This is a genomic window from Arthrobacter sp. KBS0703, assembly GCF_002008315.2.
In the GTDB taxonomy this organism is placed as follows: Bacteria; Actinomycetota; Actinomycetes; order Actinomycetales; family Micrococcaceae; genus Arthrobacter.
The window spans coordinates 467026-490377 of sequence record NZ_MVDG02000001.1 but is presented as its reverse complement, the minus strand read 5'-3'; the positions used below and the strand labels follow the sequence as shown (position 1 = coordinate 490377).

The window sequence follows — 23352 nt, the reverse complement described above, 5'->3', positions numbered from 1 at the left end:
CATGATTGTCACAATCGGGATCATCCTCGTGGTTACCTCGGTCGCGTTGGGGGGCGTGGCTGTACTAATTCCGCGTACGCCCACCGTGCCGCTGGACCGCCGCAGGCCGTACCGGACGGAGTCGGATTCGCAGCTGACCCGCTTCGCAGGTTCGGCAGTTCGAACAATCGAGCGATTCCTTGCCAAAAGGAACTTCCGGTACTTCAAGCGGGAGATCCTCGAGAATGCCGGCCTGCGCCTGAGCCAAGCTGATTTCCTGCTGCTAGTTGTCATCGGCGCATTCGTGGGTGCGCTCGTGGGGCTCGTCGTAGCCGGCCCCCTTCTGGCTATCCTCCTCGTGATGGCAGCGCCGTTCATCGGACACCTCGTTCTGGGCTTCCTGGCTGGCAAGAGACGAGCCAAGTTTGGAGACCAACTCGGAGATACGCTGCAATTGCTGTCCGGCAGCCTACGTGCCGGCCACAGTATCCTCCGCGCCATCGACGCAGCAGCCAACGAATCCCAAACGCCGACCTCAGAGGAAATGCGCCGGATCGTTTCCGAGACAAGTCTGGGCCGAGACCTGCTTGTCTCACTCAACGACGCGGCCGAACGTATGCAGAACGAGGACTTCGTCTGGATCTCCCAAGCCATCCAGATCAACCGCGAGGTCGGCGGAAACTTGGCCGAAGTGCTGGACCAGGTGAACGAGACCATCCGCGAGCGCAACGAAATCAAGGGGCACATCAAATCTTTGGCTGCGGAGGGTAAGTTCTCCGCCTACATCCTGATGGCACTGCCGGTGGGTATCGTGGCCATGCTCATGCTGGTCAACCCTGGCTACATGGACAAGATGTTCAGCACGCTCCTCGGCTGGATCATGGTAGTAGCCTCCGTAATCCTCATGACCATTGGCGGTCTTTGGATGCGCAAGATCATTGACCTGAAGTTCTGAGCCGGCTATGGATCCCCTCATCCTCCTCTCACTCGTCCTGATCTGCCTGCCGCTCGCCTACCTAGGCTGGTCTCTGCTCTCGACTGATAAAAAAGGCCACGCAGCGGCCCGTGACATTCTGTCCCGAGGCAGCCACCGGGCCGAAGTCGACAAGAAAACCAACACCGGACTCATCGAGAAGATCGGCCACGGCCTTACTCCGGCCGGCTACAGGCAAAAGCTCGATCATCTGCTGTCCCTCGCAGGCCGCCCGGCGAACCTCCCGCTGGGCCGAGTGCTCGCCGCCAAACCCGCTTTGGGGCTGGTGGGCGGACTGCTGGGTCTATACATCAGTTCCATCGCCACCACGCCGATCATCAAGCTCGTCGGGCTCTTCGTCCTGTTTCTTGGCTACTTCATCCCTGACCTGATGCTCTACAGCAAGGGCATGGAACGCCAGAAAGTCATGCAGTTGGAGCTTGCCAACACACTCGACCAGATGCTGATTTCCGTGGAAGCAGGTCTCGGCTTCGAGGGTGCCATGGCCCGTGCCGGTGAAAACGGCAAGGGCCCTCTGGCGGAGGAACTGGTCCGCACGCTTCAGGACATGCAGGTGGGCCGGAGCCGCCGCGAGTCTTATCTCGCCCTGGCTGAGCGGACGAACATCCCGGAGCTGCGGAGCTTCGTTCAGGCTGTGGTGCAGGCTGACACCTACGGCATCGCCATCAGCCGCGTGCTGCGGGTGCAGGCCAAGGTGATGCGTGTCAAGCGCCGCCAACGGGCCGAAGAGAAGGCCATGAAGCTTCCGGTCATGATCCTTTTCCCCCTGCTCTTCTTCATCTTCCCGGTACTTTTCATTGCCATCCTGGGCCCCGCCGTCATCAACACCATCGAGACGTTCAGTGGCCAGTAGGGTCGAATCTCCGCAGGTTTTCCCCCACCACAAGGAACCCGCAGGGTTTCCACAGGATCCAAGGTTGATCAGGTTTTTCACAAGGTCAGAAAGTAGCCTTAACGTATGTCCAATTCAGGTTCCAGTGCAGGCGACGGCGGCGCCAACGGCGTCTGCCTGCCCGCATCCGGACACCCCGAGGACGGGCAACAGGACGGCGCTCAAGACGACTCCCAGGAACCCGTCGTGGACCTGAGCGTCCTGCATGAACTGGAAGAGGAAATGGGCGGCACTCGCGTTGCCCACAACTTCGCGCGGGACTACATCAGCATCTGGGACAAGCGGCTGCGGTACCTTGAACGGTCCGTCGAAGACAATGATCCCGACGCCGCCATGGATGCTGCCTTGAGCCTGAAGAATTCCGCCCTGATGGTGGGTGCCACCCGCCTGGCCCGGCTGGCCATCGAAGTGCAGCGTCTCGTCAAATCCGGAGACCTCGCATGCGTGCGACGTTTGCTGCCGGCGGTTGCGCAAACTGGCGCGCTCACCGTCAGGGAACTAAAACTGGGGTACCTTCCGCCGGACAACTGATAGAATCTACTCCGCCCGCTTCGGCGCCAATCGGTACCCCACCCCGCGCACGGTGACCAGCCACCGGGGGTCCTGCGGATCCTCGCGGAGCTTGCGGCGCAAATTACCGATGTGGACCTCGACCGCCCGCTCATCAGCCTCGCTGATGTAGGTATCCTCGCGGTAGTACTCACCGCGCACCACACGCACCAGGTCCGCCCGCGTGCGGACGGCCCCCGTTCCGCGCAGGAGTTCGTGGAGGAGGTCGAATTCGCTCCGGGTCAGCCCCAGCGGTGTGCCGCCGAGGGAAACGGTCCGGGTCTCAGTGTCCAAGGCAAGTCCGTTGTGATGCAGCACCGTTCCCCCGTGGCGCGCAACGCCGGCGGCTGCGGAACCCGGTTCCGACGGCGACCCAAGCAGTGCCTCGGGCTCACCGACTGCGCCCTGCCGCGGCCGGCGCATCATGGCCGATATGCGGGCCCGCAGTTCGCGCGGCCGGAACGGCTTGACGATGTAATCGTCAGCGCCGCCCTGCAGCGCCGTGATGGTGTCCAGTTCCTCGTTCCGGCCCGTGAGCATCACCACGTAGGCGTCACTGAACTGCCGGATCCGGCGAAGCACCTCGAAGCCGTCAATGTCCGGGAGGCCGACATCAAGAGTGATGACGCTGGCCCGGCTCTGCCTGGCTATGTCCACACCGTCGCGGCCCGTAGCTGCTGAGTGCACCTCGAAGCCGGCCTGCTGAAGTACCGCATCAAGGAGATTACGGACGTCGGCGTCATCCTCAATCACCACGGCCACACCAAGATCGATCACTGCTGTCCTCAAATCCGGCAATACCACCGCACAGCCCAGCGCAATGCGGGAAGCGTTCCCAGAATACCTACGCTACAACGTGAAGTGGACTGGACACCCTTTATTCTCGATATCTTTTGGCCCGTTACCTTGCCGACACAACGGTCTCTGCGTTTGCTGAAGAATTGCCGTGCATAATGGGCTTCATGCCCTGGTTTATGCAGGCGCCGCCCTGCGGTGCGAAAAAACAGAATAGAAGGTGCCGCCGCAATGGGTGAGCAGCTGCTGGTCCGGGACACCGACCGTTTTTTCAGGCGCCTTGGGCCTCGTTTGCAGGTTGCGCTTTGCCAGCTTCCGGTGACGCTAATCCTTGGCGCGCTGGCGATTGCCGCCCCCGCGGTCTGGCCGACCTTGATAGACAACGGCGTGTTTATCGCGTCCATCATCCTGATGGTTGCATTGTTCCTTTCCTGTTTCCTGGTTCCGTGGGAACGGCTGCCAGCCAATGCGTACCTCGTAATACCAATTCTTGACCTTGTGGTGATCGGGCTCGCCCGCAATGGAGCGGTTCCGGCTGTTGCCGGACTAGCTGTGCTGGCCATATTCCCCGTGATCTGGTTGTCGGCATCGGGCGCCTACGCGCGGACGACGATTGTCCTGAGTTTCTTTGGGCCGTTACTCATCGCCATACCCACGGTGGTACAAAAGTTTCCCAGAATTTCACCTTCGGACATCGCCACGGTAATTCTGCTTCCGCTCATGATGTTGGCCGTATCCCTCGCAATCCGCTTCGCCAGCGCCAATGTCAGGGTGCAGCGCCTGCGGCTGGAGAAAAAGGACGCCGAACTCCGCGAACTGCTCGTCGAAAGCAGGAACCGCGAGCGGCTGCTCAAGACGGTGCTGGACACGATCGACGTCGGTATTGTCGCCGTGGACGCCGACGGCCACAAAGTGCTGGTCAACGGCCAGCAGAAGGATTTCCAGCAGGCTGCATCCACTGGCGCATCAGTCCCGGTCCCGGAATCCGAGCAGCTCCTGTTCGGCCAGGACAAGGTGACGCCGCTTCCTGCGGACAAGCGGCCCATACGCCGGGCGGTGGCGGGCGAAACGTTCGCGGACTACCTGGTGTGGATCGGCGAGGGGTCGGCGCAGCGCGCCGTTTCAACCGCTGCGCGGATTATCAAGAACGACGACGGCGGGTCCAGCGGCGCCGTCGTCGTCTACAGCGATGTCACGGGCCTTGTGGAAGCGCTGACCGCCAAGGAAGAGCTGATCTCCAACGTTTCCCACGAGTTCCGGAGCCCGCTGATGTCCGTCCTCGGCAACGTCGATCTGGTGCTCGATGAGGCGGATGGCCTGTCCTCCGCCGGCGTGCAGCGGCTCGAGGTGGTGCAGCGCAACGCCGAGCGGCTCCTCTCCCTCGTGTCGGATCTGCTGGTGTCGGCCTCAACCGTGCTGGCCGTCCATCCCCGGCGGACTGACCTGGCCGGGTTGATCGAGACCACCATCGGGTCCGCCCAAGCACAGGCCGATGCCACCAACGTCTCGCTCAGAGCCGACGTTCCGGTTCCCCTGTGGGCGCACGCGGATCCGCTCCGCATGGCCCAGGCCCTCGACAATCTCGTTTCGAACGCCATCAAGTATTCGCCGGACGGCGGTGCAGTAACCGTCCGTGCCAGCAGCACCGATCGCTGGGTCGAGCTGCAGGTCCAGGACACCGGGATGGGCATCAGCGAAGAGGAATCGGCCCGGATCTTCACGAGGTTTTTCCGCACCCAGGCCGCCCGGAAGGCTGAGATCCCCGGCGTGGGCCTCGGACTGTCCATTACCAAGACCATCGTGGAGCGGCACGGCGGGAAAATCTCCTGCGCCAGCACACCCGGTGCCGGCACGACGTTCACCGTTACTCTTCCGGTGGAAGGCGCCGCGGCACTGTAAGGGCGCTGTAGGCCAGCGCCGCCGCACTCTAACGCAGCAGAACGTTCAGTCCAGCGGCAGCGTTATGGTCACGCACGTTCCCCGGTCTCCGGACGAGTCGATGACCATCTGGCCCCCCACCGAGCCCACGGCCAGCCGCATGAGCCGGAGCCCCATCCCGGAATGCCTGCCGTGCGTGGCCGCGTGCACATCAAACCCGGTGCCGTCGTCGCACACTTTGAGCTGGACGGCGTGGCTCTCGGCGGGAAGGCTAACGCAGCCCAACCGGACCGTCACGGCGGATGCCTCCGCGAATTTGTGGACATTGCTCAAGAGCTCCTGCGCCGCCCGGTACAGCAGCGTCGCGGACTTCCGGTCGACTTCCATGCCGTGGTGCGGCGTTTCCAGGTGCACCACGACTCCGCGTTCGCGCAACGGAAGGGTCAATCGGTCAATCGCCCCCGCGACGCCAAGCGCATAGAAATCGACCGGATGCGTATCAGTAAGAACGCCTCGGACTGCGACAACCTCGTCGCTTGATAGTGATTTCATGCCTCTACCGTGCGCCTGCGCCCTTGGCATTTTCTTAGGCTTTTCCCAGTCACTCCCCTGTTTGCAGGGGCACATCTGGAGCGTCCCGGACACGCCCCGTCAGGCCAGCGTGTACCCGGACCCGCGGACCGTCTTGAGCCACCGGGGCCGCCTGGCGTCGTCCCCGAGCTTGCGCCGCAGGTTCCCTACGTGGGCCTCGATCAATCGTCCGGGGTCACGCGTGCCGGCGGCGGCAGCGCCGGGCTGTGCGGCTTCCTGCTGCACCAGCCCCAGCAGCCCGGCCAGTTCCGTTTTGGTCACCACGCCGCTGCCTCTTTCCAGAAGGATGCGCAGCAGATCGAATTCGGTCCGCGTGAGCGCCAGCGACCTGCCGCCAATGCTGGCCGCGCGTGTTGCACTGTCGATCCGCAGGCCCTTGTGCTCGAAACTGGAGCCGGCTGTCGCCGTCAAGCCCGCCGCCGCAGTTGCGGCTGTCGCCGTCGAGCCCTCCACCCCAGTTGCGGCAGTCGCCGTCGAGCCTGCCGTTGCCACCACGGGCAGAACCGACACCGGGGCCAACAGGGCCGAGCCCGGAACCGGCGCCACGGTTCGCAACCGCCGTGGCCGGCGCAGCATCCCGTCAATGCGGGCCCGGAGCTCGCGCGGGCGGATCGGCTTGACGATGTAGTCGTCAGCCCCGGCGTCGAAGCCCCTGATGGTGGCGCGGAGGCTGCTGCGGGCCGTGAGCATGATGATGTAGGTGTGGCTGAATTCCCGGATGCGCCGCGCCACCTCGTACCCGTTGATGTCAGGAAGCACCACGTCCAGCGTGACAGTATCCGGCTGCTTGGCACGCACCAGCTCAATGCCGGCCGCCCCGGTGGCGGCAAAGTGCACCTCGAAACCGGCATCCCCCAGCGTGGCCCGCAAAAGGGCCCGGACTTCCTCATCCTGTTCAATAACGACCACAACGCGACGATCATTCATCCCTTACCCCCTGTAAGGACCGCATGACTAAAGACTGCGCCTCAGCCTACTAGCTGCGTTCGGGAAATTGAGTCATGACCCTCAGAACGAGCTAACTTAAGGACTTACTCCCGCAGGGCCCGCGTCAGCTCGGCCCGGGCCAGCATCTCGTCGTCGGACGGATAGGCCACCTCTTCCAGCACCAGCGGGTGCGGCGCCGCCAGCACCGAACGGGAGTCACGCTTCCTGGCGAGCAACCGCTCGTGCAGCCAGCCCGGCGGTTCCACGCCCTCCCCCACATACAGCGCGGCCCCCACCAGCGCGCGCACCATGTTGTGGCAGAACGCGTCCGCCTGGACCGTGGCCACGATGACGCCGTCCTCGCCGCGGGCAAATTCGAAGCGCTGCAGTTCGCGGATGGTGGTGGACCCCTCGCGCGGCTTGCAGTAGGACAGGAAGTTCTGCAGGCCCAGCAGCTGCACCGAACCGGCATTAAGGAGGTCAACGTCCAGCGGGCTCTTGCGCCACAGCGTGTCGTAGCGGCCCAGCGGGTCCCACAACGCCTGACCGTCTGCGATGCGGTAGCTGTAGCGCCGCCACAGGGCCGAGAACCGGGCGTCGAAGCCCTCCGGGGCTATGGACACCTGGTGCACCACGATCGCACCGGTCAGGTCCCCCAGCCCCCGGCTGAGCGCGCCGCGGAGCCTGCGCAAGAGCGCGACGGCGGGATCGAGTTCCGCACCGCGGTTCAGTCCCACCCACTCGGCCTCCGTGAGGTCGAGGTGGACCACCTGGCCGCGGGCATGCACGCCGGCGTCCGTCCGTCCCGCGACGGTGACCCGGACGGGACGCCGGATAAGCAGCTCCAGCGCCTCCTCCAGGGTTCCCTGGACTGTGCGGAGGCCCGGCTGCAGGGCCCACCCGCTGAAGGGGCCGCCGTCGTACGCCAAATCAAGCCGGATACGCAAAAACCCGCCGCCCCCCAAAACGGGGGCCGCGGGTTTTTGGTCGTTCATAGACCTAAGTCTATGTGAAGGAATCAGCGAATTACTTCGCGTCCTTTGCGGACTCGTCAGCAGCTTCCTCAGCGGCCGGAGCCTCTTCGGTTGCAGCAGCTTCGGTCTCGGCAGCTTCGGCTTCCGGAGCAGCTTCGGTCTCAGCGACCTCAGCCTCGGCGGGAGCTTCTTCTGCGGCCGGAGCAGCAGCGGCTTCCTTCTTGTCGGCGTCGCGCTTGGCAGCGGAAGTAGCCTCGGCTACAACGGCCTGCTTGGCGGAAACCGGCTCGAGGACCAGTTCGATGACAGCCATGGGAGCGTTGTCGCCCTTACGGTTGCCGATCTTGGTGATGCGGGTGTAGCCGCCATCGCGGTTCTCCACTGCCTGTGCAATGTCGGTGAACAGCTCGTGGACGACGCCCTTGTTGCTGATCAGGCCGAGCACGCGGCGGCGGGAAGCGAGGTCGCCGCGCTTGGCGAAGGTGACCAGGCGTTCTGCGTACGGCTTCAGGCGCTTGGCCTTGGTGACCGTGGTGGTGATCCGCTTGTGCTCGAACAGTGCTGCTGCCAGGTTCGCGAGCATGAGACGCTCGTGAGCCGGGCCGCCTCCGAGGCGCGGACCCTTAGTGGGGGTAGGCATAATTGTTTCTCCTCATATGGAAGCCGGTGGGCTGCGCACAACATGGTGCATCCAGCCCGCCGGCCAAGATCTGCTTGTTAGAGCTCGTCGTCGCTGAACGCGGCGTCGTCCTCTTCGATGGCTGCGGCGCGGGCGGCCAGGTCGAAACCGGGAGGCGAGTCCTTGAGGGACAGGCCCAGTTCAACCAGCTTTGCCTTGACCTCATCGATGGACTTCGCACCGAAGTTGCGGATGTCCATCAGGTCAGCCTCGGAGCGGGCAACGAGTTCACCCACGGTGTGGATGCCCTCACGCTTGAGGCAGTTGTAGGAACGGACGGTGAGGTCCAGATCCTCGATCGGCAGGGCCATGTCTGCTGCCAGGGCAGCATCCGTCGGCGACGGGCCAATCTCGATACCTTCAGCTGCGGTGTTCAGCTCGCGGGCCAGACCGAACAGTTCCACCAGGGTGGTACCTGCCGAAGCAACAGCATCGCGCGGGGCGATGGCCTGCTTGGTCTCGACGTCGACAATGAGCTTGTCGAAGTCGGTGCGCTGCTCAACACGGGTGGCTTCCACGCGGAAAGTAACCTTCAGCACCGGCGAGTAGATCGAGTCAACCGGAATACGGCCGATCTCGGCGTCGCCGGACTTGTTCTGAGCTGCCGAAACGTAGCCGCGGCCGCGCTCGATGGTCAGTTCGAGCTCGAACTTGCCCTTCGAGTTCAGCGTGGCAATGTGCAGATCCGGGTTGTGGAACTCGACGCCGGCCGGCGGAGCGATGTCCGCGGCGGTGACGACTCCGGGGCCCTGCTTGCGCAGGTAAGCAACAACCGGCTCGTCGTGCTCGGAGGACACAGACAGGTTCTTGATGTTCAGGATGATCTCGGTGACATCTTCCTTGACACCCGGAACCGTGGTGAACTCGTGCAGCACGCCATCGATCCGGATGCTGGTTACAGCGGCACCGGGGATGGAGGAGAGCAGGGTACGGCGGAGGGAGTTTCCGAGGGTGTAACCGAAGCCCGGCTCCAGCGGTTCAATGATGAAACGGGAGCGGTTATCGGAGACGACCTCTTCGGAGAGGGTGGGGCGCTGTGCAATGAGCACTTAGGTTTCCTTTCGGCGAGCATCCGCTATATGACGCAACACAGGTGGTGGAAAATCGGTCTGAAGACTTAACGCGGCGGGCTTGCCCGGACCCGGTAAGGGTCCGGGCAAGCTCCGACTGCGGAAAGGCTTAGACGCGGCGGCGCTTCGGCGGACGGCAGCCGTTGTGCGCGGCGGGGGTGACGTCCTGGATGGAGCCAACCTCGAGGCCAGCGGCCTGCAGCGAACGGATGGCGGTCTCGCGTCCGGATCCCGGTCCCTTGACGAACACGTCAACCTTCTTCAGGCCGTGCTCCTGCGCACGCTTGGCAGCAGCTTCGGCAGCCATCTGTGCAGCGAACGGGGTGGACTTACGTGAGCCCTTGAATCCAACCTCACCGGCGGAAGCCCAGGAGATGACAGCACCGTTCGGGTCCGTGATGGACACGATGGTGTTGTTAAAGGTGCTCTTGATGTGCGCCTGGCCAAGCGCGATATTCTTCTTGTCCTTCTTACGCGGCTTGCGAACCGCGCCACGAGTCTTCGGGGGCATTTTTTCTCCTACAGAAAGTTATCGGGGGAAAGCGATCGCTTGTTCCCACCATTGCCGGGTTCCCTGAAATCGCGTCAGCGATTTTAGGGGGCAAATGGGGACTTAACGGGCCTTCTTCTTGCCGGCGACGGTACGCTTCGGGCCCTTGCGGGTACGGGCGTTGGTCTTCGTACGCTGTCCGCGTACGGGCAGGCCCTTGCGGTGACGCAGGCCTTCGTAGCTGCCGATCTCAACCTTGCGGCGGATATCTGCTGCCACTTCGCGGCGAAGGTCACCCTCAACCTTGTAGTTGCCTTCAATGTAGTCACGCAGCTCTACCAGCTGCGCATCCGTCAGGTCCTTGACCCGGACGTCAGCGCTGATGCCGGTGGCAGCCAGGGTTTCGTGTGCACGGGTCTTGCCCACGCCGTAGATGTAAGTAAGCGCAATTTCCAGCCGCTTTTCGCGGGGAATGTCTACGCCAGCGAGACGAGCCATAGTGGCAGTGCTCCTTGAATAAACCGGAGGTCGTAGGCAGTACACCCGCACTGTCAGTGCGGCCCCAGCCTCCGACCGGGGGTTAGCTGTCCGGGCTCATACGTCCCAGTTCAGCTTGTGCTGCCTTTATTTACTTGCGTGGGTTAGCAACCCAGGGATTCCCGGAAAGGGAATTAGCCCTGGCGCTGCTTGTGGCGCGGGTTCTCGCAGATCACCATGACCCGGCCATTACGGCGGATCACTTTGCACTTTTCGCAGATCTGCTTGACGCTCGGCTTGACCTTCATGGCGTTCCTTTGCGTGATAGCAGTTGGTCCGGCCCTCGGCAATTGCTCTGGCCGCCCAACGGTTACTTGTAGCGGTAGACGATACGACCACGTGTCAGGTCGTAAGGGCTCAGCTCCACCACTACCCGGTCCTCAGGGAGAATCCTGATGTAGTGCTGACGCATTTTTCCAGAGATGTGTGCCAGAACGACGTGCTTGTTGGTGAGCTCAACACGAAACATCGCGTTGGGCAGCGCCTCAGTCACTACGCCCTCGATCTCTATGACCCCGTCCTTCTTGGCCATATCCTCCGCTAACTGTTGTTTGCCGCAGCCCTCCGGATTGCACCGGGCATGACTACGGACGTTTTTTGATTTGATTGACCGTCGCCCTCCGGCCGCAAATGGGCGTGGCAGGGCAGACAACCAACAAGCAACATTACGGCATTTGGTCCGGAATGTTAAATCCAGCCATGTTAGCGCAGATCGCCGCCGTGCGCATCAAATCCGGACGCATCAGGAACCGTAGGCATCAAAAGTGCCCGCGGCCGTGGTCACGGCCGCTGCGCTGCGGATCCCGTCCAGGATCGCCAGGCGTACGACGTCGGCTGCCGCACTCTGCAGGGTGATGAGACTCACCTGCCGGACAGCCTGCGTCGTCCGGTCCAGGGCGGCCGCGCCGGTGGCGAGGCAGAACACCGTGTCCCCGTCCGCCAGCGTGTGGCTCGGGTTCAGCGCCCGGGCCAGTCCGGCGTGGGCGGCGGAAGCGGTGCGCTTACACTCGGCCGGGTCCAGCGCCGCGTTGGTCGCGACAACCACGAGCGTGGTGTTGAGCGGCGGCCGCCGATTGGGCTTGTCGAAATCACCGGGCCCGGCAGCTTCGCCCCGGGTCTCGGCAGGCTCAGCCGGCGGGGCGAACGGCAGGCCCAGCGCGTTCACTACAGCCAGTGCCCCGACCACCACGCCGTTCTCCAGCGTGACCGAAGCCGTGCCCACTCCGCCTTTGAATTTGCCCCGCCCGATGACCGCTCCGGTGCCGGCTCCCACGTTGCCGCGTTCGACGTCGTGCCCGTCCTTCTCAGCACCGGCGGCGGCTGCTGCCGCGTAACCCATCTCGGCGTCCGGGCGGGCGCTGAAGTCGCCTCCTCTGCCGAGGTCGAAGATGGCTGCGGCCGGGACAATAGGCACCACGCCGCCCTGGACTTCGAAGCCTCGGCGCTGCTCCTCGCACCAGCGCTGGGCGCCGTGGGCGGTCACCAGGCCGTAGGCGCTGCCGCCGGTGAGCACCACGGCGTCAACGGTGGGAACGAGCGTCGTCGGGTCCAGCGCGTCGGTCTCGTGGGTGCCGGGACCTCCCCCGCGGACGTCCACCGAGCCGACGGTCCCCGGCGGCGGCAGGACCACGGTCACGCCGCTCAGCCAGCCGCCGTCGTTCTTCTGCCGGTGCCCCACCCGCAGGCCCGGCACATCGGTGATGGATCCCGTCGCTCCCATGGGCACCATTCTGCCCCCCTGACGCTCCCCCTGCCGACGCCGGTAATGCCCCGCGATGCGCAAAATCCCTGTCGACACCGGAATTCCGGTGTCGACAGGGATTTTGCGCGTCATGAAGCCAAAGGCGGGTCGTCAGGGGATCGGAACCGGGACCACGCCCAGCGGCGCGAGCCGGGCCGCACCGCCGTCGGGCGCCGAAAGCACCCAGATGCCCTTCTCGTGGACCGCCACGGAGTGCTCCCACTGGCAGGAACGCTTGCCGTCCGTGGTGACCACAGTCCAGTCATCGTCCAGCACTGCCGTCTCGATGCTGCCGCGCACCAGCATGGGCTCGATCGCGAGGCACAGGCCCGGGCGGATCTTCGGCCCGCGGTGGCTGGTGCGGTAGTTCAGCACGTCCGGGGCCATGTGCATCTCGGAGCCGATGCCGTGCCCCACGTAGTCCTCCAGGATGCCCAGCGGCTTGCCGGGCACCGAGGACACGTAGTCGTCCACAGCGCAGCCGACGTCGCCCACGAACTTGCCCGTGGCGAGGGCCGCGATCCCCCGCCACATGGCCGCCTCGGTGACGTCAGAGAGCCGCTGGTCCTCGGGATCCACAGTTCCCACGATCACCGTGCGGGCAGAATCGGAGTGCCAGCCGTCCACGATCGCGCCGCCGTCGATCGAGATGATGTCCCCGTCCTGCAGCACCTTGGACCCCGGGATGCCGTGGACCACTTCCTCGTTGACGGAGGTGCAGATGGTGGCCGGGAACCCGTGGTAGCCCAGGAAGTTGGACTTGGCGCCGGCTTCGAGGAGCACGGCCGCGAACGCCTCGTCGAGCTGCTTCGTGGTGACTCCCGGCGCGGCGGCGGCAACAGCCGCGTCCAGGGCGCGGCTCAGCACCAGCCCGGCCTCGTGCATGGTCCGCATCTGCGCGTTCGTCTTGTATTCAATCCGGGGCTGGCCGAATGCCATCAGCGGTCTTTCCTCTCGATGTGCGGCCGCCGGCTTGACTGCCGGGCGGCGCTGGCCCCCTGCGGGGCTAAAAAAGCCGGAGGCCCCTCCCAATGAACCGGGAGGAGCCTCGTAGCGTTAGGACAACTCAGGCTGCCTGAGCCTCTTTGATGGCCTGCATGACGCGGTCGGTGACTTCGTCAATGCCGCCGATGCCGTCAACCTGGGTCAGGATGCCGCGCTCGGCGTACTTGGCCACGACGGGTTCGGTCTGCTCGTGGTACAGATCCAGCCGGTGGCGGATAACGCCCTCGTTGTCGTCGCTGCGCCCGGTTTCCTTGGCGCGGCCCAGGAGGCGGTGGACGAGTTCCTCGTCGTCGGCGGTGAGCTGGAGTACGACGTCGAGCTTCTGGTCACCGTTGGCCAGGATCTCGTCGAGGTAGTCAACCTGCGCCGTGGTGCGCGGGTAGCCGTCCAGCAGGAAGCCGTCCTCGACGTCGGCCTCGCTGAGGCGGTCGCGGACCATCTTGTTGGTCACGCTGTCCGGAACAAAGTCACCGGCATCCATGTACTTCTTGGCCTCGACGCCCAGCGGGGTCTCGCCCCTGACGTTTGCCCGGAAGATGTCGCCGGTGGAAATCGCAACGACGCCGAGGCGGTCCGAGATGCGTTCCGCCTGGGTACCCTTGCCGGAGCCCGGAGGTCCGATAATCAACATTCTGGTCATCGCAATAGCCCTTCGTAGTGACGCTGCTGTAGCTGCGCGTCAATTTGCTTGACGGTTTCCAGGCCAACGCCCACCATGATCAGGATCGAGGTGCCACCGAACGGGAAGTTCTGGTTCGCGTTGATCAGCACGAGCGCCACCAGCGGGATCAGTGCCACAAAGCCAAGGTAGAAGGCGCCGGGCAGCGTGATCCGCGACAGGACGTACTGCAGGTAATCCGCGGTCGGCTTGCCGGCACGGATACCCGGAATGAAGCCGCCGTATTTCTTCATGTTGTCCGAGACCTCTTCAGGGTTGAAGGTGATCGCGACGTAGAAGTAGGTAAAGAAAACGATCATGGCGAAGTAGAGCGCCATGTAGATGGGGTGGTCACCGCGGGTCAGGTTGTTGTTGATCCACTCAACCCACGGTTGCATCTGCTCCCCCGCCTTCGGCTGGTTGAACTGGGAGATCAACGCCGGCAGGTAAAGCATGGACGAGGCAAAGATGACCGGGATAACGCCAGCCATGTTCACCTTGATGGGGATGTACGTGCTGGTGCCGCCCACTGTGCGGCGTCCGATCATCCGCTTCGCGTACTGCACCGGAATGCGACGCTGGGACTGTTCAACGAAGACAACCAGCGCGACGGTCAGCAGGCCGATGGCGAGGACGAGGAAGAACGTTCCCGGGCCCTGCGCGGTCCAGATAGCGCCCAGCGACGTGGGGAAGCCGGCGGCGATGGCCGTGAAGATGAGCAGCGACATGCCGTTGCCCACGCCCTTCTCGGTCACGAGCTCGCCCATCCACATGATGAGGCCGGTGCCGGCCGTCAGCGTGATGATGATCAGGATCGTAGTGATGATGCTGCTGTCCGGGATGATGGGCAGGTTGCAGCCAGGCAGCAGCTGCCCGGAGCGTGCCAGGGAAACCAGCGTGGTGGCGTTCAGCAGGCCCAGGGCGATGGTCAGGTAACGCGTGTACTGCGTCAGCTTTGACTGGCCCGAGGCGCCTTCTTCATACAGCTGTTGGAAACGGGGAATGACCACCCGGAGCAGCTGCACAATGATGCTGGCCGTAATGTACGGCATGATTCCCAAAGCGAAGATGGAGACCTGCAGCAATGCACCGCCGCTGAAAAGATTGACGAGCTGGTAGATCCCGCCCTGGGTCTGCCCGTTCGACAAGCATTGCTGGACATTCTGGTAGTTCACACCAGGCGAGGGGATGAAGGCTCCCAAGCGGAAGATTGTGATGATTCCCAGCGTGAACAACAACTTGCGTCGCAGATCAGGCGTTCGAAAAGCCCGGCCGAATGCGCTAAGCAAGCGTCCTCCTCAGTAGTTAATAAGTCTTGTGATGCAGGTCAATAAACCCAACAACCGAGTCTAACGGTTGATTGCGCCATGCGAACAATCCGAACGACCTGCAGATATGAAAAACTCCCGGCACGGGGGCCTCGGCCCCCGTGCCGGGAGTTTGCGCAACGGGCATCTGCCACATCGCCCTGAGGGATAAATCCCTTAGAGAGCGGTGGTGGTTCCGCCTGCTGCAGCGATCTTTTCAGCGGCACTGGCTGAGAAGGCGTGGACGGTGACGTCAACCTTGACGGTGATGTCGCCGGTGCCAAGCACCTTCACGGGCTGGTTCTTGCGAACGGCACCCTTTGCAACCAGGTTCTCCACGGTGACAGCGCCACCTTCCGGGAACAGCTCGTTGAGCTTGTCCAGGTTTACAACCTGGAACTCAACCCGGAACGGGTTCTTGAAGCCGCGCAGCTTCGGCAGGCGCATGTGCAGCGGCAGCTGGCCGCCGGCAAAGCCAGCCTTGATCTGGTAGCGGGCCTTCGTACCCTTGGTACCGCGACCAGCGGTCTTACCCTTGGAACCTTCACCACGACCAACACGGGTCTTGGCGGTCTTGGCACCCGGGGCGGGACGCAGGTGGTGAACCTTCAGCGCGCTCTGCTTGTCAGCAGCTGCGGCCTCAGTGGTTTTCTTCTCTGCCATTTACTTCGCCTCCTCTACCTTTACCAGGTGCGGAACCGTGTTGAGCATTCCAACGGTCACGGCGTCGGCGGTGCGGACAACAGTCTGTCCGATCCGCTTCAGGCCGAGGGACCGAAGGGTGTCGCGCTGGTTCTGCTTGCCGCCAATGGCGGACTTGATCTGAGTGATCTCCAACTGAGCGTCGGACGGAATCAGGTTTTTAGCCATGACTCAGACACCTGCCTTCTGGTTCATGAGAGCCTTCACCATTGCCGGCGGAGCGATCTCATCGAGCGGGAGGCCGCGGCGTGCTGCCACTGCTGCCGGCTCTTCGAGGCGCTTCAGGGCATCAACGGTCGCGTGAACGATGTTGATGGCGTTGGAGGAACCGAGCGACTTGGAGAGGATGTCGTGGATGCCCACGCACTCCAGTACTGCACGGACCGGGCCACCGGCGATAACACCGGTACCGGCGGAAGCCGGACGCAGCATGACGACGCCTGCGGCGGCCTCACCCTGAACGCGGTGCGGGATGGTGCTGCCGATACGGGGAACGCGGAAGAAGGACTTCTTGGCCTCTTCAACGCCCTTCGCGATTGCGGCAGGAACTTCCTTTGCCTTACCGTAGCCGACGCCGACCATACCGTTGCCGTCACCAACGACGACGAGTGCGGTGAAGCTAAAGCGACGACCACCCTTGACGACCTTGGAAACGCGGTTGATGGTGACAACGCGCTCTACGAACTGGCTCTTCTCGGCTTCACGGCCGCCATCGCGGCCACCACGGCCACCACGGTCGCCGCGGCCCTGGCCACGGTCGCCACGCTCGCCACGACGAGCGCCACCACGGCGGTCATCGGCAGCAGCTGCGGGGGCAGTGGTCTCAGTGGCCTCAGCAGCTACGGCTTCAGGCGCCTTCTGATCTGCAGACACAGTGTCCTTTTCCTTGTTTGCTTCCGTCACAGTGACAGCCCACCTTCACGTGCACCGTCAGCGACGGCGGCGATCCGGCCGTGGTACTTGTTACCACCACGGTCGAAGACAACAGCTTCGACCCCGGCAGCCTTGGCGCGCTCGGCTACGAGCTCACCAACGCGCTTGGCCTTGGCGGTCTTGTCACCGTCGAATGCACGAAGGTCGGCTTCCAGTGTGGACGCGCTCGCTACGGTCAGGCCCTTGGTGTCATCGACAACCTGGACGAATACGTGGCGTGCGGAGCGGTTGACGACCAGGCGAGGACGTACAGCCGTTCCGGAGATGCGCTTGCGGATACGAAGCTGGCGGCGGCTGCGCGAAGCAGACTTGCTCTTGTTCGTACGCTTCTTGTTAATTGCGATGGCCATGGTTACTTACCAGCCTTTCCGACCTTGCGGCGGATGACTTCGCCGGCGTAGCGAATGCCCTTGCCCTTATAGGGGTCCGGCTTACGCAGCTTGCGAATGTTGGCAGCAACCTCGCCGACCTGCTGCTTGTTGATACCTGAGACAGAGAGCTTGGTCGGCCCCTCTACTGCAAAGGTGATGCCGGCCGGAGCCGAAACGTTAACCGGGTGGCTGTAACCGAGAGCGAACTCAAGGTCAGATCCCTTGGCCTGAACGCGGTAACCGGTACCGACGATTTCAAGCTTCTTCTCGTAGCCTGCGGTGACGCCCTGGATCATGTTGGCGATCAGGGTGCGGGTCAGGCCGTGGAGTGAACGGGAGGCGCGCTCGTCGTTCGGGCGGGCGACAGTCAGGGTGCCATCTTCCAGGGCGACCTCGATCGGGCTGGCCACAGTGTGGCTCAGCTCGCCTTTGGAACCCTTGACGCTGACGACAGAGCCGTCAACCTTGACCTCAACGCCGGCAGGAACGGTGATGGGGAGACGTCCAATACGTGACATTATTCTCTTCCTTTCCCGTTACCAGACGTAAGCGAGGACTTCGCCGCCCACGCCCTTCTTGCCGGCCTGCTTGTCAGTCAAGAGGCCGGAAGAGGTGGACAGGATTGCGACACCCAGGCCACCGAGCACGTGCGGCAGGTTGGTGGACTTTGCGTATACGCGCAGTCCCGGCTTGGAAATACGACGAACACCGGCGATTGAACGCTCGCGGTTCGGACCGAACTTGAGCTCGAGAGTCAGCTTCTTGCCGACTTCAGCGTCTTCTTCTTTCCAGGAGGCGATGTAACCTTCAGCCTTCAGGATGTCGGCAACGCGTGCCTTGAGCTTGCTGTAAGGCATAGACACGGAATCGTGGTATGCCGAGTTTGCGTTGCGCAGACGCGTAAGCATGTCTGCGACAGGATCTGTCATTGTCATTTGGGCTCTTGCCCTTCCTCGTAACGGTTTCCGCCACCCTGTTCCTGAGGAACCAGGGAGGCCGGACCTTTTACGTAGCTAATTAAGCTTCGGTTTTGAACGGGAAACCAAGCGCCTTGAGCAGCGCGCGGCCTTCGTCGTCGGTCTTGGCGGTGGTCACAACCGTGATGTCCATACCGCGAACGCGGTCGATGGAATCCTGGTCGATCTCGTGGAACATAACCTGCTCGGTCAGACCGAAGGTGTAGTTGCCGTTGCCATCGAACTGCTTGCCGCTGAGGCCGCGGAAGTCACGGATACGCGGCAGAGCCAGCGTGACCAGACGGTCCACGAATTCCCACATGCGGTCGCCACGCAGGGTTGCGTGTGCGCCGATGGGCATGCCTTCGCGCAGCTTGAACTGTGCGATCGACTTACGGGCCTTGGTTACCTGCGGCTTCTGGCCGGTGATCAGGGTGAGGTCGCGGACAGCGCCGTCGATCAGCTTGGAGTCCTTGGCGGCATCTCCAACACCCATGTTCACAACAACCTTGACCAGACGGGGAACCTGGTTAACGTTCTGGTACTTGAATTCCTCAAGAAGCGTGTTCTTGACGGAATCCGCGTACTTGGTCTTCAGACGAGGAACGATCTTCGTTGCCGGAGTCTCGAGAGTCTCAGTCATTAGATGTCCTTCCCTGAGCTCTTGGCCACGCGGATGCGTACTTCGCGCTGCTTGCCGTTGCGCTCAACGGTTTCAGTGCGGAAGCCGACGCGGGTGGGCTTCTTGGTGGACGGGTCAACCAGAGCCACGTTGGAAATGTGGATCGGGGCTTCAACAACCTCGATGCCACCAGTCTTGGTGCCGCGCTGCGACTGACCGACCTTGGTGTGCTTGGTTACGCGGTTGACGCCTTCAACCAGCACGCGGTTGGTGTCGGTGAACACGCGCAGAACCTTGCCCTGCTTGCCACGGTCGCCGCCGCGCTCAGCCTTGGCGCCAGTGATGACCTGAACCAGGTCACCCTTTTTGATCTTAGCCATGGACTAGAGCACCTCCGGAGCCAGAGAAACGATCTTCATGAACTTCTTGTCACGAAGTTCACGACCAACCGGTCCGAAGATACGGGTGCCGCGGGGGTCACCGTCGTTCTTCAGGATCACAGCTGCGTTCTCGTCAAACTTGATGTAGGAACCATCCGCACGGCGGCGTTCCTTCTTGGTACGGACGATGACAGCCTTGACGACATCGCCCTTCTTTACGTTGCCGCCCGGGATTGCGTCCTTGACGGTAGCGACGATGACGTCGCCAATGCCTGCGTAGCGACGGCCAGATCCACCGAGAACGCGAATGGTAAGGATTTCCTTAGCACCCGTGTTGTCGGCGACCTTGAGTCGCGACTCCTGCTGAATCACTATTTACTCCTTGCGTCGCGCCGGTTCTCAGACCGAAAATCTTCCTACGGAATGAGCCTTGCGGAACGGTTGATCGGGGTGTCTCTTGACCTGCCTGGATTTTGCCAGACCAGGCCTAAACGCCCGTGCCAAAAACATTTGCTTCCCAAGCCCATCCAGGCGCAAGGGGGCACTATGCCGTGGCACGATTGTTTACGAGGTTTGCTGACGGCGCACAGAAGGCGCCATACAAACTCAATATCCTAGCACATCGCGGACCCAGCTCCATATCACAGCCCCAGCCCGTTGTCACAGCCGTGAAGGCTCCGCTGACCGCACGACGACGTCATGCACCGCAGGCTTTTGGCTTGCCGGAAGAACCTGCCGGACAACGCGGAAACCCCCGCTCCCAAAGGGAACGGGGGTTTCCGGTACAGCGGCTGTTGCCAGCGAGGCTGCAGGTGTTACTTAGCCTTCTCGAGGATCTCCACGAGCCGCCAGTTCTTCGTGGCGGACAGCGGGCGGGTCTCGGCGATGACAACCAGGTCGCCGATGCCGGCGCTGTTCTCTTCGTCGTGAGCCTTGACCTTCGAGGTACGGCGGATGACCTTGCCGTACAGGGCGTGCTTCACGCGGTCTTCAACCTGGACAACGATGGTCTTTTCCATCTTGTCCGAAACCACGTAGCCGCGACGCGTCTTACGGTAACCGCGCTGCTCAGCCGTAGCTGCCGTAGCAATTTCCGTCACGTTCTCGTCCTTTTCACTCACTTGGCGTCCTCCTCGGTCTCAGCCTCGGCCGGCTTTTCAGCCTTCTCAGCCTTGGCTGCGGACTTCTTGGACTTCTTTTCTTCCTTGGCTTCCACAACCGGTGCGGCAACCTCGGCACGAATGCCCAGTTCACGCTCACGGAGAACGGTGTAGATGCGGGCGATGTCCTTCTTTACCGCGCGCAGACGACCGTGGTTCTCCAGCTGACCGGTGGCTGACTGGAAACGGAGGTTGAACAGCTCCTCCTTAGCCTTACGGAGTTCTTCAACGAGACGCTCGTTATCGAATCCGTCCAGCTGTGCAGGTGCAAGTTCCTTTGACCCAACTGCCATTTCTATTCACCACCTTCGCGACGCACAATGCGTGCCTTCAACGGGAGCTTGTGGATCGCCAGGCGCAGGGCCTCGCGAGCTACCTCATCACTGACACCGGACAGTTCAAAGAGAACCCGACCCGGCTTGACATTCGAGACCCACCATTCCGGAGAACCCTTACCGGAACCCATACGGGTTTCGGCAGGCTTCTTCGTCAGAGGGCGGTCCGGATAAATGTTGATCCAGACCTTGCCGCCACGCTTGATGTGGCGGGTCATGGCAATACGAGCAGACTCGATCTGACGGTTCGTGACGTAAGCCGGGCTCAGGGCCTGGATACCCCACTCACCGAAGGAGACCTTGGTGCCGCCCGTAGCAGCGCCGGAACGACCCGGGTGGTGCTGCTTACGGTGCTTGACTCGACGTGGGATAAGCATTTAAGCCTGTCCTCCTTCTGCTGCCTGTGCCGGTGCGGCAGAAGCGGCCTCGGCTGCCGGAGCCTCTGCAGCAGCAGGTGCTGCTTCGGCTGCCGGACGGTCGGTACGACGGCGGCGGTCACCACGGTCAGCGCCTGTCTCTTATACACATCTAGATGTGTATAAGAGACAGGTCGCCGCCACGTGTCTCTTATACACATCTAGATGTGTATAAGAGACAGGAGCAGCAGCTGCCTGCTGAGCCAGTTCCTTGGAGGTGACGTCACCCTTGTAGATCCAGACCTTCACGCCGATGCGGCCGAAGGTGGTCTTGGCTTCGTAGAAGCCGTAGTCGATGTTCGCGCGGAGGGTGTGCAGGGGCACACGGCCTTCGCGGTAGAACTCCGAGCGGGACATTTCAGCGCCACCCAGACGACCGGAGCAAGCGATACGGATACCCTTGGCACCGGCACGCTGTGCGGACTGCATGGCCTTCTTCATCGCACGGCGGAAAGCCACGCGGGAAGTCAGCTGCTCAGCAACGCCCTGGGCAACAAGCTGTGCTTCCATCTCGGGGTTCTTGACCTCGAGGATGTTCAGCTGAACCTGCTTGCCGGTGAGCTTTTCGAGCTCGCCGCGGATGCGGTCTGCTTCTGCGCCGCGGCGGCCGATAACGATGCCCGGACGTGCCGTGTGGATGTCCACGCGGACGCGGTCACGGGTGCGCTCGATCTCGACCTTGGCGATACCGGCGCGCTCCATGCCAACCGACATGAGCTGGCGGATGCGGATGTCTTCGCGAACGAAGTCCTTGTACCGCTGGCCGGCCTTGGTGCTGTCAGCGAACCAGTGCGATACGTGATCGGTGGTGATGCCGAGTCGGAACCCGTGCGGGTTTACTTTCTGTCCCACTTAGCGAGCCTCCTCTTTCTCCGGGGTAGCGACTACCACGGTGATGTGGCTGGTGCGCTTCTTGATCTGAAATGCACGACCCTGAGCACGCGGCTGGAACCGCTTCATGGTCGGGCCTTCATCAACAAACGCTTCGCTGATGATGAGGTCACCTTCGTCAAACGCCACGCCGTCGCGGTCCGCGAGGACCCGTGCGTTGGAGATTGCCGACTGAACTACCTTGAATACCGGCTCAGAAGCTGCCTGGGGGGCAAACTTCAGAATTGCCAGAGCCTCGTTCGCTTGCTTACCACGAACAAGGTTGACGACGCGCCGGGCCTTCATAGGCGTTACGCGGATGTGACGCGCAATTGCCTTGGCTTCCATTGCTTTCCTTCTCTCGTCTTTGACGTAAGTGCAGGCGCCTAGCGGCGCTTGCCCTTACGGTCGTCCTTGACATGGCCGCGGAATGTCCGCGTGGGAGCGAATTCGCCGAGCTTGTGCCCGACCATCGACTCAGTGACAAACACCGGAATGTGCTTGCGTCCGTCATGCACGGCGATCGTGTGCCCGAGCATGTCGGGGATGATCATCGAGCGGCGGGACCAGGTCTTGATGACGTTCTTGGTGCCCTTTTCGTTTTCCCTGTCCACCTTCACAAAGAGGTGCTGGTCAACGAAAGGACCTTTTTTCAGGCTGCGTGGCATGTGTCCAGGCTCCTATCGCTTGTTCTTGCCAGTACGACGACGACGCACAATAAGCTTGTCGCTCTCTTTGTTCGGGCGGCGGGTGCGGCCCTCACGCTTACCGTTCGGGTTGACGGGGTGACGTCCACCGGACGTCTTACCCTCGCCACCACCGTGCGGGTGGTCAACCGGGTTCATGGCGACACCACGGACGGTCGGGCGAACGCCCTTCCACCGCATACGGCCGGCCTTGCCCCAGTTGATGTTCGACTGCTCGGCGTTGCCGACCTCGCCGATCGTGGCGCGGCAGCGCACGTCAACGTTGCGGATTTCGCCGGAAGGCAGACGCAGCTGGGCGAAGCGGCCTTCCTTGGCGACGAGCTGAACAGACGCTCCAGCGGAACGGGCCATCTTGGCGCCGCCACCCGGACGCAGTTCAACTGCGTGGATAACGGTACCCACCGGGATGTTGCGCAGGGGCAGGTTGTTGCCGGGCTTGATGTCAGCGTCGGCACCTGCCTCTACGAAGTCACCCTGGGACAGCTTGTTCGGGGCGATGATGTAACGCTTGGTGCCATCAACGTAGTGCAGGAGGGCGATGCGAGCCGTACGGTTCGGATCGTACTCAATTTCGGCAACGCGGGCGTTGACGCCGTCTTTGTCGTGGCGACGGAAGTCGATCAGACGGTACTGGCGCTTGTGCCCACCACCCTTGTGGCGGGTCGTGATCTTACCGGAGTTGTTACGGCCACCCTTTTTGGGCAGCGGACGTACCAACGACTTTTCCGGCGTCGACCGCGTGATTTCGGTGAAGTCCGCTACGCTCGAGCCGCGACGGCCCGGTGTAGTCGGCTTGTACTTACGGATTCCCATAATTTATTTCCTCGTTAAAGT

The 23352-nt window shown here is 62.6% G+C and carries 34 protein-coding genes and 1 pseudogene; 4 read left to right on the top strand and 31 right to left on the bottom strand.

Annotated elements, in window-relative coordinates; genetic code table 11:
* Position 1 precedes the first annotated feature (1 nt).
* The 3 genes from B1A87_RS02325 to B1A87_RS02315 all read left to right on the top strand — a co-directional run bounded on the left by B1A87_RS02325 (position 2) and on the right by B1A87_RS02315 (position 2396).
* Entirely contained in the window at positions 2–934 is a 933-nt protein-coding gene (locus B1A87_RS02325; RefSeq protein WP_078027215.1) for a type II secretion system F family protein, read from the top strand.
* A 7-nt stretch (positions 935–941) separates the two neighbouring features.
* Positions 942–1826, top strand: coding sequence for a type II secretion system F family protein (locus tag B1A87_RS02320; RefSeq protein ID WP_078027216.1), 885 nt, complete (start codon positions 942–944; stop codon positions 1824–1826).
* Between the two features lie 105 nt (positions 1827–1931).
* Complete coding sequence (locus B1A87_RS02315) at positions 1932–2396, top strand: Hpt domain-containing protein (RefSeq protein WP_078027217.1); 465 nt, start codon at positions 1932–1934, stop codon at positions 2394–2396.
* A gap of 6 nt (positions 2397–2402) precedes the next feature.
* On the opposite strand, the gene B1A87_RS02310 is transcribed toward B1A87_RS02315, so the two are convergent.
* Complete coding sequence (locus B1A87_RS02310) at positions 2403–3191, bottom strand: response regulator transcription factor (protein WP_078027218.1); 789 nt, start codon at positions 3189–3191, stop codon at positions 2403–2405.
* Positions 3192–3527: 336 nt separating this feature from the next.
* Here B1A87_RS02310 and B1A87_RS02305 point away from each other — a divergent pair, with 336 nt between their 5' ends.
* Entirely contained in the window at positions 3528–5108 is a 1581-nt protein-coding gene (locus tag B1A87_RS02305; protein WP_313902436.1) for a HAMP domain-containing sensor histidine kinase, read from the top strand.
* Between the two features lie 45 nt (positions 5109–5153).
* On the opposite strand, the gene B1A87_RS02300 is transcribed toward B1A87_RS02305, so the two are convergent.
* From B1A87_RS02300 to rplB, 30 genes and pseudogenes are all read right to left on the bottom strand, one after another.
* Entirely contained in the window at positions 5154–5639 is a 486-nt protein-coding gene (locus B1A87_RS02300) for a sensor histidine kinase (RefSeq protein ID WP_078027220.1), read from the bottom strand.
* A gap of 99 nt (positions 5640–5738) precedes the next feature.
* Positions 5739–6587: a response regulator transcription factor gene (locus B1A87_RS02295; protein ID WP_260680603.1), complete on the bottom strand. Its 849-nt coding sequence runs from the start codon at positions 6585–6587 to the stop codon at positions 5739–5741.
* A 122-nt stretch (positions 6588–6709) separates the two neighbouring features.
* Positions 6710–7600 (bottom strand): tRNA pseudouridine(38-40) synthase TruA, encoded by an 891-nt coding sequence (gene truA / locus B1A87_RS02290; RefSeq protein WP_185982206.1) that lies wholly within the window; start codon positions 7598–7600, stop codon positions 6710–6712.
* A 31-nt stretch (positions 7601–7631) separates the two neighbouring features.
* Positions 7632–8219: a 50S ribosomal protein L17 gene (gene rplQ, locus B1A87_RS02285; protein WP_078027222.1), complete on the bottom strand. Its 588-nt coding sequence runs from the start codon at positions 8217–8219 to the stop codon at positions 7632–7634.
* A gap of 77 nt (positions 8220–8296) precedes the next feature.
* A complete protein-coding gene (locus tag B1A87_RS02280) occupies positions 8297–9307 on the bottom strand; it encodes a DNA-directed RNA polymerase subunit alpha (RefSeq protein WP_056626606.1) in 1011 nt (336 codons plus the stop codon).
* Between the two features lie 130 nt (positions 9308–9437).
* Positions 9438–9839, bottom strand: coding sequence for a 30S ribosomal protein S11 (gene rpsK, locus B1A87_RS02275; RefSeq protein WP_011692779.1), 402 nt, complete (start codon positions 9837–9839; stop codon positions 9438–9440).
* A gap of 102 nt (positions 9840–9941) precedes the next feature.
* Complete coding sequence (rpsM, locus tag B1A87_RS02270) at positions 9942–10316, bottom strand: 30S ribosomal protein S13 (protein WP_003803743.1); 375 nt, start codon at positions 10314–10316, stop codon at positions 9942–9944.
* Positions 10317–10489: 173 nt separating this feature from the next.
* Positions 10490–10603 carry a 50S ribosomal protein L36 gene (rpmJ, locus tag B1A87_RS02265; protein ID WP_009358722.1) on the bottom strand — a complete coding sequence of 38 codons (114 nt, stop codon included), beginning with the start codon at positions 10601–10603 and terminating at the stop codon, positions 10490–10492.
* A gap of 62 nt (positions 10604–10665) precedes the next feature.
* The gene (gene infA, locus B1A87_RS02260) at positions 10666–10887 is read right to left on the bottom strand and encodes a translation initiation factor IF-1 (protein WP_011775571.1); all 222 of its coding nucleotides are present in this window, start codon (positions 10885–10887) and stop codon (positions 10666–10668) included.
* A 210-nt stretch (positions 10888–11097) separates the two neighbouring features.
* Complete coding sequence (locus B1A87_RS02255) at positions 11098–12075, bottom strand: P1 family peptidase (protein ID WP_078027223.1); 978 nt, start codon at positions 12073–12075, stop codon at positions 11098–11100.
* A 132-nt stretch (positions 12076–12207) separates the two neighbouring features.
* Positions 12208–13035: a type I methionyl aminopeptidase gene (map, locus tag B1A87_RS02250; protein WP_078027224.1), complete on the bottom strand. Its 828-nt coding sequence runs from the start codon at positions 13033–13035 to the stop codon at positions 12208–12210.
* Between the two features lie 127 nt (positions 13036–13162).
* The gene (locus tag B1A87_RS02245) at positions 13163–13732 is read right to left on the bottom strand and encodes an adenylate kinase (protein WP_185982205.1); all 570 of its coding nucleotides are present in this window, start codon (positions 13730–13732) and stop codon (positions 13163–13165) included.
* 5 nt (positions 13733–13737) lie between these two features.
* Complete coding sequence (gene secY, locus B1A87_RS02240) at positions 13738–15048, bottom strand: preprotein translocase subunit SecY (protein ID WP_078027226.1); 1311 nt, start codon at positions 15046–15048, stop codon at positions 13738–13740.
* Positions 15049–15243: 195 nt separating this feature from the next.
* Positions 15244–15729, bottom strand: a complete 486-nt coding sequence (gene rplO, locus B1A87_RS02235; RefSeq protein ID WP_078027227.1) for a 50S ribosomal protein L15 — start codon at positions 15727–15729, stop codon at positions 15244–15246.
* Positions 15730–15936 (bottom strand): 50S ribosomal protein L30, encoded by a 207-nt coding sequence (gene rpmD, locus B1A87_RS02230; protein WP_078027228.1) that lies wholly within the window; start codon positions 15934–15936, stop codon positions 15730–15732. It abuts the gene before it with no gap.
* 3 nt (positions 15937–15939) lie between these two features.
* Positions 15940–16671, bottom strand: a complete 732-nt coding sequence (gene rpsE, locus B1A87_RS02225) for a 30S ribosomal protein S5 (protein WP_078027229.1) — start codon at positions 16669–16671, stop codon at positions 15940–15942.
* Positions 16668–17051: a 50S ribosomal protein L18 gene (gene rplR, locus B1A87_RS02220; protein ID WP_078027230.1), complete on the bottom strand. Its 384-nt coding sequence runs from the start codon at positions 17049–17051 to the stop codon at positions 16668–16670. The genes rpsE and rplR overlap by 4 nt, the downstream gene beginning before the upstream one ends.
* A 2-nt stretch (positions 17052–17053) precedes the next feature.
* The gene (gene rplF / locus B1A87_RS02215) at positions 17054–17590 is read right to left on the bottom strand and encodes a 50S ribosomal protein L6 (protein ID WP_078027231.1); all 537 of its coding nucleotides are present in this window, start codon (positions 17588–17590) and stop codon (positions 17054–17056) included.
* Between the two features lie 18 nt (positions 17591–17608).
* Positions 17609–18007 (bottom strand): 30S ribosomal protein S8, encoded by a 399-nt coding sequence (gene rpsH, locus B1A87_RS02210; protein WP_056425243.1) that lies wholly within the window; start codon positions 18005–18007, stop codon positions 17609–17611.
* An 82-nt stretch (positions 18008–18089) separates the two neighbouring features.
* Entirely contained in the window at positions 18090–18671 is a 582-nt protein-coding gene (gene rplE, locus B1A87_RS02205) for a 50S ribosomal protein L5 (protein ID WP_078027232.1), read from the bottom strand.
* The gene (gene rplX / locus B1A87_RS02200) at positions 18671–19030 is read right to left on the bottom strand and encodes a 50S ribosomal protein L24 (protein ID WP_078027233.1); all 360 of its coding nucleotides are present in this window, start codon (positions 19028–19030) and stop codon (positions 18671–18673) included. Before rplX ends, rplE begins: the two co-directional genes overlap by 1 nt.
* Before the next feature lie 3 nt (positions 19031–19033).
* A complete protein-coding gene (gene rplN / locus B1A87_RS02195; RefSeq protein WP_003803789.1) occupies positions 19034–19402 on the bottom strand; it encodes a 50S ribosomal protein L14 in 369 nt (122 codons plus the stop codon).
* 443 nt (positions 19403–19845) lie between these two features.
* Positions 19846–20151 (bottom strand): 30S ribosomal protein S17, encoded by a 306-nt coding sequence (gene rpsQ / locus B1A87_RS02190; protein WP_078027234.1) that lies wholly within the window; start codon positions 20149–20151, stop codon positions 19846–19848.
* Positions 20148–20483 (bottom strand): 50S ribosomal protein L29, encoded by a 336-nt coding sequence (rpmC, locus tag B1A87_RS24520; protein ID WP_078027235.1) that lies wholly within the window; start codon positions 20481–20483, stop codon positions 20148–20150. The genes rpsQ and rpmC overlap by 4 nt, the downstream gene beginning before the upstream one ends.
* A gap of 2 nt (positions 20484–20485) precedes the next feature.
* Complete coding sequence (gene rplP / locus B1A87_RS02180; RefSeq protein WP_078027236.1) at positions 20486–20902, bottom strand: 50S ribosomal protein L16; 417 nt, start codon at positions 20900–20902, stop codon at positions 20486–20488.
* On the bottom strand, positions 20791–21102 hold the full coding sequence (locus B1A87_RS24850) for a hypothetical protein (RefSeq protein ID WP_395940216.1): 312 nt from the start codon (positions 21100–21102) through the stop codon (positions 20791–20793). The genes rplP and B1A87_RS24850 overlap by 112 nt, the downstream gene beginning before the upstream one ends.
* Before the next feature lie 19 nt (positions 21103–21121).
* Positions 21122–21793 (bottom strand): annotated as a pseudogene (gene rpsC / locus B1A87_RS02175) (30S ribosomal protein S3); the annotation flags it as partial.
* Positions 21794–22159 (bottom strand): 50S ribosomal protein L22, encoded by a 366-nt coding sequence (rplV, locus tag B1A87_RS02170; protein WP_003803798.1) that lies wholly within the window; start codon positions 22157–22159, stop codon positions 21794–21796.
* Between the two features lie 38 nt (positions 22160–22197).
* Positions 22198–22479, bottom strand: coding sequence for a 30S ribosomal protein S19 (gene rpsS / locus B1A87_RS02165; RefSeq protein WP_011692805.1), 282 nt, complete (start codon positions 22477–22479; stop codon positions 22198–22200).
* A gap of 12 nt (positions 22480–22491) precedes the next feature.
* Positions 22492–23331 carry a 50S ribosomal protein L2 gene (gene rplB, locus B1A87_RS02160; RefSeq protein ID WP_078027238.1) on the bottom strand — a complete coding sequence of 280 codons (840 nt, stop codon included), beginning with the start codon at positions 23329–23331 and terminating at the stop codon, positions 22492–22494.
* Positions 23332–23352 lie beyond the last annotated feature (21 nt).

Coding starts and splice junctions, on each gene's coding strand:
- rplF (WP_078027231.1), bottom strand. CDS start 17,590: ATGTCACGTATTGGACGTCTCCCCATCACCGTTCCTGCCGGCGTTGAG.
- rplP (WP_078027236.1), bottom strand. CDS start 20,902: ATGCTTATCCCACGTCGAGTCAAGCACCGTAAGCAGCACCACCCGGGT.
- rplV (WP_003803798.1), bottom strand. CDS start 22,159: ATGGAAGCCAAGGCAATTGCGCGTCACATCCGCGTAACGCCTATGAAG.
- B1A87_RS02245 (WP_185982205.1), bottom strand. CDS start 13,732: ATGTTGATTATCGGACCTCCGGGCTCCGGCAAGGGTACCCAGGCGGAA.
- rplR (WP_078027230.1), bottom strand. CDS start 17,051: ATGGCCATCGCAATTAACAAGAAGCGTACGAACAAGAGCAAGTCTGCT.
- rplE (WP_078027232.1), bottom strand. CDS start 18,671: ATGACTGAGACTCTCGAGACTCCGGCAACGAAGATCGTTCCTCGTCTG.
- rplX (WP_078027233.1), bottom strand. CDS start 19,030: ATGGCTAAGATCAAAAAGGGTGACCTGGTTCAGGTCATCACTGGCGCC.
- rpsS (WP_011692805.1), bottom strand. CDS start 22,479: ATGCCACGCAGCCTGAAAAAAGGTCCTTTCGTTGACCAGCACCTCTTT.
- B1A87_RS02320 (WP_078027216.1), top strand. CDS start 942: ATGGATCCCCTCATCCTCCTCTCACTCGTCCTGATCTGCCTGCCGCTC.
- rpsM (WP_003803743.1), bottom strand. CDS start 10,316: ATGGCTCGTCTCGCTGGCGTAGACATTCCCCGCGAAAAGCGGCTGGAA.
- rplO (WP_078027227.1), bottom strand. CDS start 15,729: ATGGCAGAGAAGAAAACCACTGAGGCCGCAGCTGCTGACAAGCAGAGC.
- rpsK (WP_011692779.1), bottom strand. CDS start 9,839: ATGCCCCCGAAGACTCGTGGCGCGGTTCGCAAGCCGCGTAAGAAGGAC.
- rplB (WP_078027238.1), bottom strand. CDS start 23,331: ATGGGAATCCGTAAGTACAAGCCGACTACACCGGGCCGTCGCGGCTCG.
- B1A87_RS24850 (WP_395940216.1), bottom strand. CDS start 21,102: ATGTGTATAAGAGACACGTGGCGGCGACCTGTCTCTTATACACATCTA.
- truA (WP_185982206.1), bottom strand. CDS start 7,600: ATGAACGACCAAAAACCCGCGGCCCCCGTTTTGGGGGGCGGCGGGTTT.
- rplQ (WP_078027222.1), bottom strand. CDS start 8,219: ATGCCTACCCCCACTAAGGGTCCGCGCCTCGGAGGCGGCCCGGCTCAC.
- B1A87_RS02300 (WP_078027220.1), bottom strand. CDS start 5,639: ATGAAATCACTATCAAGCGACGAGGTTGTCGCAGTCCGAGGCGTTCTT.
- infA (WP_011775571.1), bottom strand. CDS start 10,887: ATGGCCAAGAAGGACGGGGTCATAGAGATCGAGGGCGTAGTGACTGAG.
- rpsH (WP_056425243.1), bottom strand. CDS start 18,007: ATGACAATGACAGATCCTGTCGCAGACATGCTTACGCGTCTGCGCAAC.
- rpmD (WP_078027228.1), bottom strand. CDS start 15,936: ATGGCTAAAAACCTGATTCCGTCCGACGCTCAGTTGGAGATCACTCAG.
- B1A87_RS02325 (WP_078027215.1), top strand. CDS start 2: ATGATTGTCACAATCGGGATCATCCTCGTGGTTACCTCGGTCGCGTTG.
- map (WP_078027224.1), bottom strand. CDS start 13,035: ATGGCATTCGGCCAGCCCCGGATTGAATACAAGACGAACGCGCAGATG.
- B1A87_RS02255 (WP_078027223.1), bottom strand. CDS start 12,075: ATGGGAGCGACGGGATCCATCACCGATGTGCCGGGCCTGCGGGTGGGG.
- rpmC (WP_078027235.1), bottom strand. CDS start 20,483: ATGGCAGTTGGGTCAAAGGAACTTGCACCTGCACAGCTGGACGGATTC.
- rpmJ (WP_009358722.1), bottom strand. CDS start 10,603: ATGAAGGTCAAGCCGAGCGTCAAGCAGATCTGCGAAAAGTGCAAAGTG.
- B1A87_RS02315 (WP_078027217.1), top strand. CDS start 1,932: ATGTCCAATTCAGGTTCCAGTGCAGGCGACGGCGGCGCCAACGGCGTC.